The sequence below is a fragment of the Mucilaginibacter sp. genome (assembly GCF_028288105.1).
In the GTDB taxonomy this organism is placed as follows: Bacteria; Bacteroidota; Bacteroidia; order Sphingobacteriales; family Sphingobacteriaceae; genus Mucilaginibacter.
This window is the reverse complement of record NZ_JAQBOI010000173.1, coordinates 1-14,545: the sequence shown is the minus strand read 5'-3', so window position 1 is coordinate 14,545 and position 14,545 is coordinate 1. Positions and strand designations below refer to the sequence as shown.

The 14,545-nt window shown below is 42.5% G+C and carries 13 protein-coding genes; 7 read left to right on the top strand and 6 right to left on the bottom strand.

What is annotated here, in order from left to right:
• Positions 1–1,190, bottom strand: a 1,190-nt coding sequence (locus tag JWQ85_RS12005; protein ID WP_299468221.1) for a PIG-L family deacetylase, incomplete at its 3' end; no start/stop codon positions are given.
• A 197-nt stretch (positions 1,191–1,387) separates the two neighbouring features.
• Here JWQ85_RS12005 and JWQ85_RS12000 point away from each other — a divergent pair.
• Genes JWQ85_RS12000 through JWQ85_RS11985 form a run of 4 tightly spaced genes read left to right on the top strand, consistent with a single transcriptional unit; the run spans position 1,388 to position 6,000 of the window.
• Complete coding sequence (locus JWQ85_RS12000) at positions 1,388–2,032, top strand: TetR/AcrR family transcriptional regulator (RefSeq protein ID WP_299468219.1); 645 nt, start codon at positions 1,388–1,390, stop codon at positions 2,030–2,032.
• A 10-nt stretch (positions 2,033–2,042) separates the two neighbouring features.
• Entirely contained in the window at positions 2,043–3,383 is a 1,341-nt protein-coding gene (locus JWQ85_RS11995) for a TolC family protein (protein ID WP_299468218.1), read from the top strand.
• A 17-nt stretch (positions 3,384–3,400) separates the two neighbouring features.
• Entirely contained in the window at positions 3,401–4,453 is a 1,053-nt protein-coding gene (locus tag JWQ85_RS11990; protein ID WP_299468216.1) for an HlyD family secretion protein, read from the top strand.
• Between the two features lie 5 nt (positions 4,454–4,458).
• On the top strand, positions 4,459–6,000 hold the full coding sequence (locus JWQ85_RS11985) for a DHA2 family efflux MFS transporter permease subunit (protein WP_299468214.1): 1,542 nt from the start codon (positions 4,459–4,461) through the stop codon (positions 5,998–6,000).
• Between the two features lie 224 nt (positions 6,001–6,224).
• On the opposite strand, the gene JWQ85_RS11980 is transcribed toward JWQ85_RS11985, so the two are convergent.
• The 3 genes from JWQ85_RS11980 to JWQ85_RS11970 all read right to left on the bottom strand — a co-directional run bounded on the left by JWQ85_RS11980 (position 6,225) and on the right by JWQ85_RS11970 (position 9,996).
• Positions 6,225–6,809, bottom strand: coding sequence for a carboxymuconolactone decarboxylase family protein (locus JWQ85_RS11980; protein WP_299468212.1), 585 nt, complete (start codon positions 6,807–6,809; stop codon positions 6,225–6,227).
• A gap of 148 nt (positions 6,810–6,957) precedes the next feature.
• On the bottom strand, positions 6,958–7,503 hold the full coding sequence (locus JWQ85_RS11975; protein WP_256539873.1) for a peroxiredoxin: 546 nt from the start codon (positions 7,501–7,503) through the stop codon (positions 6,958–6,960).
• Positions 7,504–7,674: 171 nt separating this feature from the next.
• Positions 7,675–9,996 (bottom strand): family 20 glycosylhydrolase, encoded by a 2,322-nt coding sequence (locus JWQ85_RS11970; protein WP_299468209.1) that lies wholly within the window; start codon positions 9,994–9,996, stop codon positions 7,675–7,677.
• 151 nt (positions 9,997–10,147) lie between these two features.
• Between JWQ85_RS11970 and JWQ85_RS11965 the strand changes: the two genes are divergently transcribed.
• The 3 genes from JWQ85_RS11965 (at position 10,148) to JWQ85_RS11955 (ending at position 12,400) form a co-directional block, all read left to right on the top strand.
• Positions 10,148–11,023: a PfkB family carbohydrate kinase gene (locus JWQ85_RS11965; protein WP_299468207.1), complete on the top strand. Its 876-nt coding sequence runs from the start codon at positions 10,148–10,150 to the stop codon at positions 11,021–11,023.
• Between the two features lie 205 nt (positions 11,024–11,228).
• On the top strand, positions 11,229–11,444 hold the full coding sequence (locus tag JWQ85_RS11960) for a GDCCVxC domain-containing (seleno)protein (RefSeq protein ID WP_299468205.1): 216 nt from the start codon (positions 11,229–11,231) through the stop codon (positions 11,442–11,444).
• Between the two features lie 353 nt (positions 11,445–11,797).
• A complete protein-coding gene (locus tag JWQ85_RS11955; protein WP_299468203.1) occupies positions 11,798–12,400 on the top strand; it encodes a hypothetical protein in 603 nt (200 codons plus the stop codon).
• A gap of 121 nt (positions 12,401–12,521) precedes the next feature.
• Here the strand turns inward: JWQ85_RS11955 and JWQ85_RS11950 are convergent, their stop codons facing one another.
• The gene (locus tag JWQ85_RS11950; protein ID WP_299468202.1) at positions 12,522–13,049 is read right to left on the bottom strand and encodes a hypothetical protein; all 528 of its coding nucleotides are present in this window, start codon (positions 13,047–13,049) and stop codon (positions 12,522–12,524) included.
• Positions 13,050–13,418: 369 nt separating this feature from the next.
• Positions 13,419–14,545: prolyl oligopeptidase family serine peptidase (locus tag JWQ85_RS11945; RefSeq protein ID WP_299468200.1), on the bottom strand; the 1,127-nt coding region annotated here is incomplete at its 5' end.

Sequence of the window (14,545 nt, the reverse complement as noted above, 5' to 3'; positions counted from 1 at the left end):
GCATTTGACTGTTTTATAGCCTGTATCCGTAATGCAATGGTATCGCCAACGGCGTACGAAGCATCATTACTATAAGCCTCGAACCATAAACCCGCGCAAGCGGCAATCAAATCTTTTAACTCCTTGGTTTTTTGTTTGTGCCAGTATTCATAAGCGGTAGTAGCCGTTTCTACAAGCCTTACCGTTTGGAAAGCTTTATTAGTTGCTACAGTTTGGTCTACCTCGCCCAGTAAAGCCACCAATGCCGGTACCGATGCTTGCGGCGCATCGCTGTTAAATGCTTTAGTAATGGCTGCGATTTTTTGGGCTATCGGAGTGCCAAATGGCGTCCGTGTCCAACTTACATCCACACCATCCATCAGGTCGGTTTTTGGGGCATCGCCTAAAATGGTCTTGAAAAATTCAAAGGCATCGCCACGCTGTTTGGCGGCACCAAAGCCTTGCGTTTTGTGATTGCTGCGGCTTTCGGCAGCTATCTCGCCATAGCTTTTACCTAATAAGGGGTTATATCCACCTACGTTAATTTTAAACTGATCCGGCGATGTTGTGTTGGTATTGCCAAAATTAAAGGTGTTCCAAAGTAGGCGTTTGGCTTGCCATACGCTTACATATTTTAATTGTTCGGGGTATCGTTTTGGATCGGCCGCAGCGCTGAAAGCTTCCTGTGCTAATATGGCCGATGCGGTATGGTTGCCGTGGCCGCCCTCGCCGGTTGTTGGGAAACGGCATATCATTACATCGGGCCTAAAGTTACGGATCACCCAAACCATATCACCCAATATTTTATCCTTGTCCCATAGCTTCAGCGTTTCTTCTGGGTTTTTTGAGAAGCCAAAATCGTTTGCCCTGCTAAAAAATTGCTCTGCGCCGTCCATCCTGCGGGCGGCTAAAAGTTCTTGTGTACGTATCAAACCTAATAGTTCGCCTTGCTCGGTTCCTATCAGGTTTTGCCCCCCATCACCACGGGTTAGGGATAAATATCCTGTGCGATAATGTTTTTCCTGCGCCAGGTAGCCCAGCAAGCGGGTGTTCTCATCATCGGGATGGGCGGCTATGTAGAGCACACTGCCCAGCACATTCAGTTTTTTTAAATTTTGTTGAATAGTGCCAATATCTGAGGGGGGAGATGTTTGTGAAAATATATTTTGGCAAAGTAAAAACAGGATAAGGGTTACCGATACACGCTTCATAACAGCAAATATATCTGAAAGAAGCTTTTATGCAATAATTGGTATGATAATTATACCGTCATAATTACATTTTCTCTCCCTCTGTTTAATCGATTGATTAACTTTTTCACCTTGCTGGTCAGGTATTTACAATTATATGATAAAATTAATTTTAACTAATCAATCGTTTGATTAATTTTGTGCGGGACAAAAAGAAAATGGAAAAGGAAAAAACAGATAAAAAAGATCACATACTCGACGTTGCCGAGCGTGTTTTTGCTGAATTAGGATACGATGGTGCATCAACCCGTATGATATCAGGCGAAGCCGGGGTAAACATGGCTATGCTTAATTATTACTTCGGTTCAAAAGAAGGTGTTTTCCTGGCAATTTTTGAACGTAGGATCACAACGTTCCAAACCGTATTGCTTAGTATAGGGAATGATGATAGTATTAATTCCTGGGAAAAATTGGATAAATATCTTGACAGTTATATCGATAAGGTGGTAACCAATAATTGTTTCCACATTATGCTGAACAGGGAGATCTCTAAATCAAAAAAGAACGAGCTTACCGATCAGATAACCGATATCATCATGAAAAATGTTACTGTTTTTCAGAACATTATAGCCGAGGGTATAAAAAAGGGAGATTTCAATAAAGATGCAGATCAGCAACTTTTAGTTGCTACCATCTTTGGTACTAAAAATTACATCGTAAACACCCCGCATATCTCATCAAGGGTACTTGGTTTTGATGTGTTGGATACCAACATTCAGAATGATGTACTTAAACCCCGGTTTAAAAAATACATGAAAACACTGTTAAAAGCTTACTTGCAAAATGAAAATGACAACAAATAATAATATACCCTTGAAACCTTTACAAATTAAAAAAGCCTTTAAGGCCGCGGGCAGTATTGCTATGTTACTATTAGCATTACTGGTTACCAACCCTGCCGCCGCACAAGACAGGACACTGACCCTTGATGAGGCCCTTAAGCTTGGATTGGAAAACAGCAAAGTGCTGAAACTTTCACAATCGCGTATTGACCAGGCCGTATCGCAATATCAACAGGCAAAAGACCGCTCTTTGCCAACCGGTAAGGCCAGCTTTGGTTATAACCGCGCGCAGATCCCTGCCAACAAGTTAAACTTTGGCGAAGAAAGCATAAACCTGCCAACCAGCGCTAATGCTTACTTAGGTACACTATCGTTAAACCAGGTAATATGGGAGGGCAACAAATTAAAGTATGCCCGCGAATCAACCACCTTGTTAACCGAGGTTGCCCGTTTAGATGCCGTGAATGATAAAGACCAGATTGCTTACAGCATTATTAACGCCTACTATAACCTGTACAAGGTTTTGCAAAGCAAAAAAGTGGTTCAGCAAAACTTAGTTACCATAGATGCGCAGATAAAACAATCACAGCGGTTTTTTGACCAGGGATTGGTTACCAAGAATGATGTATTGCGCTTTCAATTGCAACGCTCAAACATTGAGCTGAATGGTATCGATCTGGAAAATAACCGCCGCATCATTAACTACAATATGAATATTCTATTGGGTTTACCGGAAAGCACCGAGTTAACTATTGCACAGATAACTGAGGCTGATAGGACTGCATTGCCTTTAACCGCTTACCTGGATTCGGCAATGGCTAACCGCCCCGAGTTTAAACAGAATGACCTGCGTACACAAGTTGCAGATATCAATATCAAAAGCATAAAGGCTAATACTTCGCCTACGCTTTCGGCGTCGGGTAGTGCTTACTATGTTGGTGTAGCTGCAAACCCATTGCCTAAAAGCGGTAATTACATTACCCCAATATCAGTTGGTGTAACACTGGGTTGGGATTTTGGTAGCCTATGGACAAACAAGAACAAGGTTAAAGAAGCTAAGTTACAGCGCGAAGAAGTTATAATTAACAGAGGCATCACTACCGATAACATTAAGAACGAGGTGAACCAAAGCTACCAGAACTATAAGGCGGCGCTGGATAAAATAAACTTGCTGCAAACCTCCATAAACCAGGCACAGGAAAATAACCGCATACTGGAATCAAAATACAAGAGCAATATATCATCGGCTACAGACCGTGCCGATGCGCAAACCCTGCTTTACCAGGCCGAAATAAACCTGGAGCTGGCTAAGGCAGATGCAGGGCTTGCATACTATACATTAATAAAATCAACAGGAAAAATCAACAAATAACTACAACACATAAAACAATGGCAACACAGGAAACAGAAACCAAAAAGAAACCAAATAGGGTTCTTCCTATCATATTAGGGATCGTTCTTTTGGGAGGTATCATTTTTGGGGTAAAAGAATATATATACTTCAGTAAGCACGTTGATACTGACGATGCGCAGATAGATGGCGACATTAGTCCGGTTGTGGCACGTGTTGGCGGTTATGTTGACAGCATTATGTTTGAAGAAAACACACACGTTAACAAAGGCCAGCTACTGGTTAAAATTGACGACCGCGATTACAAAGTAAAATTAGAACAGGCACAGGCCGCACAAGTTGGCGCAAGCGCAGGTATTAATGTAGGTGAATCACAGATCTCTACTACCGCTGCAAACTCATCAAGCGCGAGGGCCGATGTAGAATCTGCAAGTGCACGTTTAGATAAAATGCGTAAAGATTATGCCCGTTACGCCAACCTGGTACAGGATGGATCAGTAACCCGCCAGCAGTTTGACCAGGCTAAAGCCGATTTAGATGTTGCACAGGCAAACTATAATGCCGCGCGCGATAAATACAAAGCCGCTTTAGAGCAGGTAGCAACAAGCCGCAGCCAGTTAAAAGTTACCAATACAGGCGTAAGCCAAAGGCAGGTTGATATTGATTATGCTAAGCTACAGTTAACTTATACTGATGTTAGATCGCCATCGAGCGGTATTGTGGCTAAAAAGAACGTACAGATAGGCCAGTTGGTACAAGCAGGACAAACTTTGTTCTCGGTAGTAAATGATAACAGCATTTATGTTACTGCCAACTTTAAAGAAACACAGTTAGAGAAGATCAAAAACGGCCAGAAAGTTAACCTTGATGTTAATGCTTACCCTGATCTGAAGGTTGAAGGTACAGTATATAACTTCTCGCCTGCTACAGGTGCTAAATTCTCTTTATTGCCACCGGATAATGCTACCGGTAACTTCGTAAAAGTTGTACAACGTGTGCCTGTTAAAATAAAAGTTACAGGCAGCAAAGAAGATATAGCGAAACTGCGCCCGGGTATGAGCGTAGATGTTTCGGTAATTACTAAAGACTAAATACCATGGCTGAAACTGGCTTTAAAAAATGGATAATTACCATTACGGTGATCATGGCATCATTGCTTGAGCTTATTGATACCACCATCGTAAACGTAGCTATCCCACATATACAAGGTAACCTTGGCGCAACCCTTGAGGATGTTGCCTGGGTGGTTACCGGTTACGCCGTAGCAAACGTAATCATCCTGCCTATGTCGGGCTGGTTGGGCGGGCGCTTTGGCCGTAAAAATTATTTTCTTACCTCTATTATAGTATTTACCATAGCATCGTTTTTGTGTGGTAACGCCAATTCGCTTGATGAACTGGTTGTGTTTCGTATAATACAAGGTATAGCCGGCGGTGGTTTAATATCTACCGGGCAAACCATTTTATTAGAAACCTGGCCCCGCGAGCAAATTGGTACCGCTACAGCATTATTTGGTTTAGGCGCGGTAGTTGGGCCAACAGTAGGCCCTACAATTGGTGGCTGGATCACAGAAAACTACGCATGGCCGTGGATATTTTATGTAAACATCCCGGTGGGTGCGTTGGCCATATTCCTTACCTATACATTTGTTAGAGAAACGCCTAAGGAGGAGAAAAAACCAATTGACTGGTGGGGTATTGGCTTACTGGCTGTTGCCGTAGGTAGTTTACAAACTATCCTTGAAAAAGGTGAATCGGAAGATTGGTTTGCAAAAACATATATTATTGTACTTACAGTTACCGCCGGTTTAGGTACCATATTATTTATATGGCGGGAATTAAGCACCGACCACCCTATTGTAAACTTTAGCATTATGCGGCATCGAAGTTTTGCCGTGGGGATGTTCACCTCGTTCATTCTGGGATTTGGTTTATACGGTTCGGTATTCGTGTTCCCGGTATTTTGTCAGAATTTGTTGGGCTTTAACGCGCAGCAAACAGGCGAGCTGCTATTCCCGGGTGGGGTATGTACCATTATTATGATGCCTTTTATAGGTAAGATGCTTAATAAAGGTGTCCCTGCACAATTTATGGCTACCTTGGGTATGTTCCTGTTCTTTGTGTTTACATGGATGCTGAGTAACTCTACCCTGGCAACGGGCGAGAAAGATGTATTGGTTCCGTTATTGATACGTGGTGTGGGTATGGCTTTATTATTTGTGCCTTTAACCACACTGGCCATGGCTGATCTGAAAGGCCCGGAAATTGGCCAGGGATCGGGCTTAAACAATATGATGCGCCAGTTAGGCGGGTCGTTTGGTATCGCGGCTTTAACAACCATTATACACATACGCCAGGGTTACCACAGAAGCACACTTATTGAACATGTGAACCCGTATAACCCAGCATTTACCGAACGCTTAAATCAATATACGCACGCGTTTATGGCAAAAGGTAAATCGGTTATCGATGCTACACATATGGCTTATGCCGCTATTGAAGGTGCTGTTGTCAAACAAACTATGTTGCTAACTTACGATGATGCTTACTGGATCTCGGGTTTGGTAATGCTTTTCTCTATACCATTACTATACTTGCAGCCGTTTAAAAAGCTAAAGGCTGTAACAGATTCCCACTAAAAAAACAAAGCCATTCTGCTTTTACAAACGGAATGGCTTTTCCAAAAAATCAACAATTAAATTTGTAATCCCCTCTGGGATCGTAATGTTTTACAGCTATAAAATTATTATTGACAACAGAGGTTAGTAGTAATCTTTAAGCCTTAAAATTAAAGCTTTTAAATTAACAAAGCCAAATTTTATTTGACAATAGTTTTAAACACCGCGAAAATTCTTTCTGTTTATTAGAAAATAATTTTCCCTGTTGCTGTAACCAATGATGCTATCCTTACGGCATCAAATATACGCTCTTCGGTTATGCCCAGTTTTATCAGTGAATCTTCGTGTGCATTAACACACATTTCGCAACCGTTAACGGCCGAAATGGCTAAGCTCATCAATTCAAAAAACTCCTTGCCAGTTACGGGCTTCATCATCAGCTGCATACGGATACGTGCCGGTATCTGGGTGTATTTTTCTTTCTGAGTAAAATGTCTGAAACGATAAAAAATATTGTTTGATGCCAATAATGAAGCGCAACCTGCTGCTTCGGCAACATCGGCATCTGTAGCTTCGTTTTGTTTAGCTACGTTGGTGTAGTAAGCAATAAGCGGCGCGTTCTGGTTGTTCACCGCGGTGCTTAAACCTAATAAGGCGCATTCTTTAGCGCTTAAATGTTCGGATGTTAGGGTGCTGGTAAAGTTCAGTTTCAGATCGCGCAGGTAGCGTGATTCACCTGCTTCTAACAAGGTAAGGGCTGGTGTACGGTATGCTTTGTCCAGGCCGGTGATCTCTACCAGTTCCTGTACTATTTCGGTGCTTTCACTCATAGTGGTATTATTAAAATTAAAGGGTAAAAAAATAACCACAGAGAACACAGAGTTTTTTCACAGAGGGCACAAAGTTTAATCTCTGTGTACTTTGTGGTTTTCTCTCAGTGTACTCTGTGGTTAAATATCAGTTTGGTTAAACTATTTATTAAACTGTTAAAGTTTCCTGGCCTTTTTCCCAGTTGCAAGGGCAAAGCTCGTCGGTTTGCAAGCCATCAAGCACACGCAAAACTTCTTTAACGTTACGGCCTACGCTAAGGTCATTTACAGATACCCAACGGATGATACCGGTAGGATCAATAATGAAAGTAGCACGGTAAGCGATTTTTTCGTTTGGCTCTAAAATACCAAGGTCTTCCGCTAATGATTTTGAAGTATCAGCTAACATTGGGAATTTAAGATCGCGCAGGTCATCGTGGTGGGTTCTCCATGCAGCGTGAACAAATTCGCTATCGGTAGATGCACCAATAAGGCGGGTGTCGCGGTCGCGGAACTCACCAAAGTTTTTGTTGAACTCAGCAATCTCTGTAGGGCATACAAAAGTGAAATCCTTTGGCCACCAGAACATTACAGTCCAAACGTTATCATCATTAACAAGGTATTCAGAAGTTATTGTTTCAAACTCTTTACCTTTTTCAAGGCTTGTTACGGCAATTTTAGAAAATTCGGGAAATTTTTGTCCTATCGTTAACATAATGGTTGTTTTGTTATAATTTATGCAACAAATATACAATTAAAAATTACGTCAATTTATCTTAAAAATCTATAGTATATAGTTTTTGTCTATATTATAATGTATTGATATTGAGTAATACTATTGCTTTTTGCAAATGTATTATGAAGGGATTTTCCCCTTCACCAACTCTTAATTATACAGCATACCAGCATCTATTTCCCTTTTACTTCCGTCGGGTGCGGTTATAAATACCTTTAACGGTGTCTGCCTTATCCTGTAAGCGCCGGGTTGCAATACCGGTTGGTTATAAATGTATTTTACTTTTATTTTATGGAACCCTTTTGCAAGTGGCAGGGCGGGTTCAGCTTCGGTGAGCTTTTCGCCGTCGATGAATAGCTGGGTATCGGTATAAGATGCCTGGCTGAAATTGTAGGCGCCATCTGCCGGGATGTTGATATAGCCATTATATACCGCACCGAAGCTTGGATTATCTTTCTTGAATGGCTCTGCGTTAAACTGATCAATCATGGCCGAATCCTTTGTGGTTGCATAATCCAATTGATCGGGCGTGGTGAATTTTGTTTTCAGCAGCTTATAATTTAAGCCGGGCTTATTGGCCGTATAGTTTACGGCTGGCATTAAAGCACGGTTATACATCAGCACTCTGCTGGCAATACTGCGCCTGCCCGATGGCGTGATAACACGGGTTTTAAACTCGCGTTTCTCGTTTGCAGGGATAGCAAAAGTAATGGGGGTGCCATTATACTCCAGATCGGTATCTAGTGGGTCGCGGCCGTTTAGGGTGTAGTATATTTTAGCTCCCGGCACAACGCTTACTGGTGCCCAGGTAAACCGCTGACCAAAAACCATGGTGTCAATAACGGGCATGGCAATAGGGACACGGTAATTATAATCTTTAGCATCTAAACGGGCAAAATGTTTGGCCAGGCGCACATTGGTAAAGTTGTTATAGTCTTTATTGGCAGGCAGGCTCCAGGCCACTTCAGATAACGCAAACAGGCGTGGAAAGATCTGGTATTGCAGTTTGGCCATGGTGGGTACATACTCCGTCCATAAATTGCCCTGGGTACCTATTACGTATTGTTGTTCTTCGGGTGTAAGTTCTTTAGATACCGGGTCGTAATTGTAGGTTTCATCAAGCGTAGCATAACGGCCAAAGGAAACCGGCTCCTGCGGCGAGCCGCTCTGGTAATGGTCAAAATAGTTGCCGGTAGTTTGCGGCGTCATAATAACGTTGTGCTTTTGTTTGGCCGCTGCTATGCCGCCTTCTTCGCCGGTCCAGCTCATTACGGTGGCATTTGGGGCAAGGCCGCCTTCCAGTATCTCGTCCCAGCCAATAATGCTGCGCCCTTTAGAGTTGATGAACTTTTCCATTCGCTGAATAAAATAACTTTGCACTTCATTTTCATCCTTAAAGCCTTTCTCTTTTATCAGGTTCTGTACAAATGCCGATTCTTTCCAGGGCTGTTTATTTGCTTCGTCGCCCCCAACGTGTATATATTTACTTGGGAAGAGTTCCATAACTTCGGTAAGCACATTTTCTAAAAAGGTGAATGTTTCTTCGGTAGGGCAGTAAAGGCTGCCAAAGCTGCGTGCAGGTGTTTTACTGTCGGCCGGTTGCTCACAACGCAGTTCGGGATAGGCGCGCAAGGCGGCATCAGAATGCGCGGGCATCTCAATTTCGGGCACTATATTAATGAACCTGTCGGCAGCAAATTTTACCACATCGCGAATATCATCCTGGGTATAATAACCACCGTAAGTAAGGCTGTCGGGCCAGTCGCGGTTGGTGCCAAACATGGTTTGATCACGGTAGCCGCCAACCTGGGTCAGCTTAGGGTATTTCTTTATTTCGATACGCCAGCCCTGGCCATCAACCAAATGCCAGTGAAAATTGTTGATCTTATAGGTAGCCAACAGTTCAATCACCTTTTTAACCTGCGGAACAGTGAAGAAGTGGCGGGATACATCCAGCATCATACCGCGATAGCCAAAGCGTGGGGCATCTTCAATAACCACGCAAGGCAGTTTTTCGGTGCCCGATGTAGCTACAGGGAATAGCTGCATAAAAGTTTGCATCCCATAAAATAAGCCGGCTCCTTTGCCGATAATGGTAATACGGCGCGGCGTTATAGTTAGCTTGTAACCCTCTTTGGGCAACTTGTCGGCACCCTTAGCGGTTAGTATGAGCGTAGTACCACTGGTAGCTCTTATTTTGGGGTTGTACTTGCTTAGCCTGTTATTAAAGTGGCGGTTATTCAGCAAAAAATCTTTAAGAAAAGCGGTGGTTTTATCTTTGGGGTTATCCACCCTTATCCGCGTAAGCTGACTAAAAACAAATACCCCGGTGGTTTTTTTTATAGATGCCGGTGCCGGGATAATACCCAGATGCGGGTCGTCTGCAGGGGTTTGGGCATTAGCTTGCAGGGTTAATGCAAATGCCAGGCTTAAAGCGAATAATACCTTTTTAAGGAAGTTTTTTGTGTTCATAATAACGGGGAAATGTGAGATAGTTATTAATGCGAATTGCTAAAATAGTATAATAGCCTTTGGATTACTATATTAACTTGTAACAAATAATTGACAAACAGAATATTACATTTGTACCCACTTTACTAAATAATAAATTGAAATTTAACAGATGTACGATATTTGCTGCATAGGACACATCACATTAGATAAAATTGTTACCGCCAAAGCCATTAAACACATGGCTGGTGGTACGGCCTTTTACTTCTCAAACGCTATCCGTAATATGGATGTGCGGTATAAACTCATTACTGCCGTTGCCGAAACTGAACTGCCCAGCGTTGCCAACCTGCGCGATAAGGGCATCGATGTAAAAGTATTGCCGAGCGCGCATACGGTTTACTTTGAGAATATATACGGCGAGAACCAGGACAACCGTACCCAGCGTGTTTTGCAAAAAGCCGATGCTTTTTTTGCCGAAGATATTAAGGATGTAGAAGCTATTATATTCCATTTGGGGCCGTTGCTGGCCGATGATATGTCGACCGATTTGATCAAAGCGTTGTTTAGTCGGGGTAATGTTTCTGTTGATGCGCAGGGCTATTTGCGCGAGGTGATAGATAAAGGCGTACACGCGGTTGACTGGGCCGATAAAAAAGAAGCCCTTAAACACATCGACATATTAAAGGTGAACGAAAGCGAGCTGGAGGTACTTACAGGCATTGCCGATATCCGCGAAGGCGCAAAGGTTTTGGCCGAATGGGGTGTTAAAGAAGTAGTGGTAACCCTGGGCAGTATGGGCTCTGTAATTTATGCTGATAGTATTTATTACGATGTGCCGGCCTACAAACCAACCGAAGTGGTGGATGCCACCGGTTGCGGTGATACCTATATGGCTGGTTACCTGTACAAACGTGTTAAAGGTGCCGATATACAAAATGCCGGCGAATTTGCTGCTGCCATGGCTGGGCTAAAAATAGAAACTTCGGGACCGTTTGAAGGGACCGAAGAGGATGTTATGGCAATGATGGAGCGCGTTGTATCTTAATCTGAAAGCTTAATCTCAGCTGGTTCAGGTTTAGCGTAGCGTAACCTGGACCTAAGATGTGGTAAGCTTTCAGCTTACGCAAGGAGGATCCTTGCCCTATTTTAGGTCGATTTATAAACCTTCGACCAGTGGGTGGTGGTGACGGTATTAATTGCAAAGTAAAAGAAATCGGGTACAATCTAATTGATCAAAAACAACTAACCCTATGGCAACAGCGATCCTGCTTAATTCTGTAATCACGTGTCCGAATTGTGGCTTTCAAAGAGAAGAAGAAATGCCGACCGATGCGTGCCAGTACTTTTATGAGTGTGAGAACTGCAAAACCCGTTTAAAACCGCTTGCAGGTGATTGCTGTGTTTTCTGCAGCTATGGTACGGTTAAATGTCCGCCTATCCAGCAGGGAACATCCTGCTGCGGTTAGTTGGTGACTGCGTAAAAGATAAGCAAATTGCCTCCTGCTGGTTCAGGTTTAGCGTAGCGTAATCTGGACCTACAATGTGGTAAGCTTTCAGCTTACGCAAGGAGAATCCTTGCCCTATTTTAGGTCGAAGTTTTAAACTTCGACCAGTGAGGGGGAAATATTGCAAGTGTATAACAGCTTAAACAAGAAATTTAAAATTAAACTTAGTTATTATGGGGAAATTCGAAAGCATGTTACTGAACTCGAAGGAATGTTAACATTAGGTACTAAAAGAATTTTTTCTGTTGGCTGGTAATATTTTTGTTTATTTACAGCGAAACTCTATAATGTATTAACCGTAAACCTTATATCTTATGAAAAATCTTTTACTCATCCTATTTGTTTTAATAGGATACACCACGAAGGCTCAAAAAATATATGTTTGGTGTCCAGAAAACTACCAAGTTAAGCCCAGGGTTGATTTAAGAAAAAATGATACGATTAATATTGTGTTTTTTGATGGTAGATCTATACCTCCAAAAAATAAAATCGAGTGTTCATCAGAGCAGATAATTCAGACATTATTTTCCCAATTAAAAGTAACTTATCCGTCAGTAATATTGGTACAGCGGCCAGAATCAGACTATTATAAAAAGAATTTAGCCAGCAAATCAGTTTTGATTAAAATAGGCATAGCTGCTTATCATGCAGGATTTGGAACAGATATTTCGGGTGGAATAGGGATGGTTGGCGGTCATTTTTCTACAATGGTATTTCCAAAGGGGCAATGGAACGCGATCACTTCATATTATGTACAGATATTTGTTGGCGAGAAAACAACGACTAAAGAAATTTCAAATATATCAAGCAAATCAAATATGTGGGGCTACAAAAGCGCAAGGAACGCTTTAAATGAATGTTATAATAAATCAACTGGGGAGTTGTTGTTTTTTCTTGACGAGCAATTGGCTAATTAGTTAGGGATAATGTGCCGCCTCGTTGGGGATTGTTATAAAAATAAATATAACATCGATCTAATAAAAATTCAATAATAATTACACTTAGCTTGATGCTCCTAAATTGAGCTTTTGACAATACCTAAATTTCATTGTTGTACCAAAGTCTATTTTTGGGTATTTCTGGAACGTACTTTAAAACCAAATTATATATCGCTTTTCGAGCATACGAAAGCCGCTCATGTTCTCCATTGTTTGATACCGTACTCGTTAAATGAGCGACAGATTTATTAGCTACTCTAAAGAGAGTTGCAATATCTGATTCATTTTCTTTTAAATCGATGTCGGTTAAAGGACAAAAAGGACGATTAGGAAAGAGGGATTTTAAAGTTATATCGTCCTTTTTGGGTTTGATTAGTTCCTTAAGCTTTCCGTCTTCATAACTAATACCTATAAACTGCACAAGGGCGCGGCCAAATACTAATGAGATTTCAAATGCTGGTTCTATTACCAGTGAATCTTGATATGGACTTATTGGGAGGTTTACATATTGCTTGTCAACGTTGTTTTTTTGCCTATACATCATTATATCCCATGCCATTAGCGAATTTAATCTGTATGGCAGATGTTTGTTTAAATACTCGTCAATATCGTTTTGTGTTAGGTTCATATTATAAATGCGAATCAAGGGTTAAAAGACAAGGTAAATAAAAGCAGCGGAAATTTTACCAAATACATGTACGAGTAACCCTTTAGTAGACCTGACTTTACTGGCTCTTTGTATATCGGTTTTTACGATGATCCAGTTAAATAAGGATTCAATGGGTTGCCTGATGGTTGAAACTGCGGTTGAGAACAAATCTCTTTGCTGGCGCACGCGTGCCGCGTGTGCTTAATTTCCTATTCTTTTCATCCATGTCTTTGCGAGGAGCGATAGCGACGCGGCAATCTCGTCGCGTTTAGATTTGCAAGCGACGAGATTGCCGCGGCTCTCCAACACACATTCCCCCGCCAGATCCTCGCAATGACACGGTGGGATCTACATTCCCAACTGGTTCATCACATATTCAAACACAAACGTCCAGTTATCTATGGCTTGCTGGGTGCTTTGGCCGCTGCCGTGGCCGCTGTCGAAATCCATATGCAATATGATGGGGCTGGTTTGGCCGGGATTGTTCTGTAGTGCGGCCACAAACTTTTTGGCGTTCATCGGGTCTACACGGGTATCGTTAGCGCCTGCGGTTACCAGCATGGGCGGAACGTTTACGCCAAGCCTTATGTTTTGGTAGGGCGAGTAACGCAGTAACCACCTAAACTGTTCCGGGTCTTCGGCCGCGCCGTATTCCGGGATCCAGTAACGGGCTATCAGAAATTTATGGTAGCGCAGCATATCCAGTAAAGGTACTTCACATACTATGGCTTTAAACAGGTCGGGGCGTTGGGTTGCCGCGGCACCCATCAACAAACCGCCGTTGCTGCCACCAAGGGCAACTATCTTACTTTCAGTTGTATATTTCTCTTTGATCAGCCATTCCGCGCAAGCGTAAAAATCATCGAAGCTGTTTTGCTTTTTGGCCAGCATGCCATCAAGGTGCCATTGCTCGCCAAACTCGTCGCCACCACGGATGCCCGGCTGTACCACTATGCCGCCCGCCTGTATAAACGGCGCGTAAAAGCCATAATAACCCGGTTTAATACCCGATTGGAAACCACCGTAAGCGGTTAACAATACGGGGTTATTGCCATCCATTTTCAGATCTTTGCGGTGCACCACAAAGGCAGGCACGCGGCTGCCATCTTTACTGATATAGAACTTTATTTCACCGGTTATCTGGCTCATATCAACAGGCAGTATCCTTTGATAAAACAGTTTCCACTTATAATCTTTTGGAGATGCTACGTAGGTTTTTGGGGTAGATGTAAAGGTAACCAGCGAAATATAAACCAGGTCTTCTTCCCTGTCGTAAGTAATGCCGCCTATGCTGCCTTTCTCTGGCAGGGGCATTGCCCGTAATTTTTTACCATCGAGGTTGTATATGGTTAAACGGCTCTCAATATCCTTTTTATCCTGAACGATGATGCTGTTTTTGGTAACTACATAGTTCTCCATAACCGTACTGCTTTCGGGGATAAGCACTTTCCAGTTCTTATAATCCGGGTGCAGCT

Bases quoted from the DNA above. Each gene is read 5' to 3' on its own strand.
- JWQ85_RS11955 (WP_299468203.1), top strand. From the start codon at position 11,798: ATGAAAAATCTTTTACTCATCCTATTTGTTTTAATAGGATACACCACG.
- JWQ85_RS11985 (WP_299468214.1), top strand. From the start codon at position 4,459: ATGGCTGAAACTGGCTTTAAAAAATGGATAATTACCATTACGGTGATC.
- JWQ85_RS11980 (WP_299468212.1), bottom strand. From the start codon at position 6,809: ATGAGTGAAAGCACCGAAATAGTACAGGAACTGGTAGAGATCACCGGC.
- JWQ85_RS11975 (WP_256539873.1), bottom strand. From the start codon at position 7,503: ATGTTAACGATAGGACAAAAATTTCCCGAATTTTCTAAAATTGCCGTA.
- JWQ85_RS12000 (WP_299468219.1), top strand. From the start codon at position 1,388: ATGGAAAAGGAAAAAACAGATAAAAAAGATCACATACTCGACGTTGCC.
- JWQ85_RS11950 (WP_299468202.1), bottom strand. From the start codon at position 13,049: ATGAACCTAACACAAAACGATATTGACGAGTATTTAAACAAACATCTG.
- JWQ85_RS11965 (WP_299468207.1), top strand. From the start codon at position 10,148: ATGTACGATATTTGCTGCATAGGACACATCACATTAGATAAAATTGTT.
- JWQ85_RS11970 (WP_299468209.1), bottom strand. From the start codon at position 9,996: ATGAACACAAAAAACTTCCTTAAAAAGGTATTATTCGCTTTAAGCCTG.
- JWQ85_RS11960 (WP_299468205.1), top strand. From the start codon at position 11,229: ATGGCAACAGCGATCCTGCTTAATTCTGTAATCACGTGTCCGAATTGT.
- JWQ85_RS11990 (WP_299468216.1), top strand. From the start codon at position 3,401: ATGGCAACACAGGAAACAGAAACCAAAAAGAAACCAAATAGGGTTCTT.